Here is a 1,769-nt window from a genome sequence, read left to right on the forward strand (position 1 = left end):
CCGCGGCGCCGGCCCGCCCCGGAACGCCACCGGCCCGGCCCGCCGCCGCGCCCGCTCCCCGCGTCACGTTCGTCGACGCCGGGCAGAGCTCCGCGCAGATCGACAGGTTCTGGACGAAGGAGAGGATCGCGAGCGCGAAGGAGTACCGCGCTCCGGCCGTCTCGGCGTCGGCAGCCGACACGTCCGACGCGTCCGACGCGTCCGACGCGTCCGCCCAGGGCGCGCCGTACGTGCGCTCCGGCACGCTGCCCCGGGGCGAGGCCGGAAAGGTCACCGCGCAGTGGCGCAAGCCACCGGCGCTCGGCCGGCTCTTCTTCAGCCTCAGGGGCAAGACCTGGATCTGCACGGCGACCGTCGTGGTGTCCGACAACCACGACACGATCTCGACCGCGCGGCACTGCGGCTTCGGCGAGGGCGGCTCCAACTACCGGTTCGCCCCGGCGTACTCCAACGGCAACGCCCCGCGCGGCTGGTTCACCTGGCGCAAGGCCGGCTGGGTCACGACGTCCGGGGTGAAGGGCGACAACGCCTTCATCGTGCTGAACAAGCGCGGCGGCAAGCACGTGCAGGACGCGGCGGGCTCCGAGGGCGTGGCGTTCAACTACAACCCGAGCCAGTACGCCACCAACCTGCTCGGCATCCCCGGCGACAAGGACTACCCGTGGCGCTGCTCGGGCAAGCCGCGCGGCAGCGGCGACAAGCGCGTCATCTACCTGGCCAACTGCAAGGGGATGAGCGGCGGCGCCAGCGGCGGGCCGTTCCTCATCAGGTTCAGCACCACGACCGGCGTGGGCTACCAGACCGCCAGCTACTACGGCAGCTGCGGCAGGGACGCCTGCGGCGCGCAGTGGCAGAAGGACGCGTTGGCCGTGTACCGGGGCGCCCAGCACCGCTGACCACGCTCCACACGACCGATCCCCGTCGGACGTGAACAACGGCGGGTCGCCCCGGAGGGCGACCCGCCGTTCTCATGCGCGCAGGGGCTGGCAAGCAGGGTCAGGCGGGCAGGGGTTCCTCCTCGATGCCCAGCGTCTTCACGGTCGAGGACGTCGGGACGTCGTCCTTCGCCGGGTACGTCCCGAGGGCCTGGTCCGAGAGCGGCGTGACGACGCCGAACCAGTAGCGCTCGTTGCGGAAGTGGTGCAGCCGGTGGCTGCGCCAGGCGGCCCGGTACGGCGCGTGCCGTGGACGGTAGGACGAGTGGATCAGGAAGTGCGTCCACTCGTAGACGGCGAGCGCGGTGAGCGAGGTCGCGATGCCGGTCATCGCCTGCCGCCGTTCGCGCAGGACCGCGGCGTTGAGGACGACGATCCCGGCGATCACCCGGCCGACGACGGGCATCGGGACGAAGACGAGTTCGGCGTCGCGCGGGTCGCGGTGGTGCGCGCGGTGCTTGCGCGACAGCAGCGGGTCGATCCGGCGGCCGTTCACCGTCCGCGGTCGCCAGTGCAGCACGCCCACGTGCACGATCCACTCGACGAACGGCTCGGCGGCGACGATCCCGGCGGCCACGGCCGCGTCGCGCCGCGTCCAGCGGCCGAGCGCGAGCCGCGCGGCGACGGCGGTGGCGGCGGCCGGGACGAGCGCCTTCGGGCTCGGATGCCGGAAGAACTCGCGTGCCGCGCCGGACAGGGTCAGGCCGGGCCGGAGCCAGCCGGGGGTCGGGGGTCGGGGGCTCACTCTCGGTCCTCCTCGGGGAAATGGGCCAGCACGGCTGCGCGGCCCCGGTCCAGCAGCGCGGCGGCGCGGGCGCGGGCCCGCTCGCCGTC

Annotated in this window: 2 protein-coding genes; one reads left to right on the plus strand and one right to left on the minus strand. The window is 73.8% G+C overall.

Annotated features, from left to right (window positions below; all coding sequences use genetic code 11):
* The coding region (locus tag DZF91_RS40235; RefSeq protein ID WP_117359605.1) for a peptidase at window positions 1-896 on the plus strand (896 nt) is incomplete at its 5' end.
* A gap of 100 nt (window positions 897-996) precedes the next feature.
* On the opposite strand, the gene DZF91_RS24280 is transcribed toward DZF91_RS40235, so the two are convergent.
* Window positions 997-1,680: a sterol desaturase family protein gene (locus DZF91_RS24280; RefSeq protein WP_117359606.1), complete on the minus strand. Its 684-nt coding sequence runs from the start codon at window positions 1,678-1,680 to the stop codon at window positions 997-999.
* Window positions 1,681-1,769 lie beyond the last annotated feature (89 nt).

This window comes from Actinomadura logoneensis, from assembly GCF_003428695.1.
GTDB classification, from domain to species: domain Bacteria; phylum Actinomycetota; class Actinomycetes; order Streptosporangiales; family Streptosporangiaceae; genus Spirillospora; species Spirillospora logoneensis.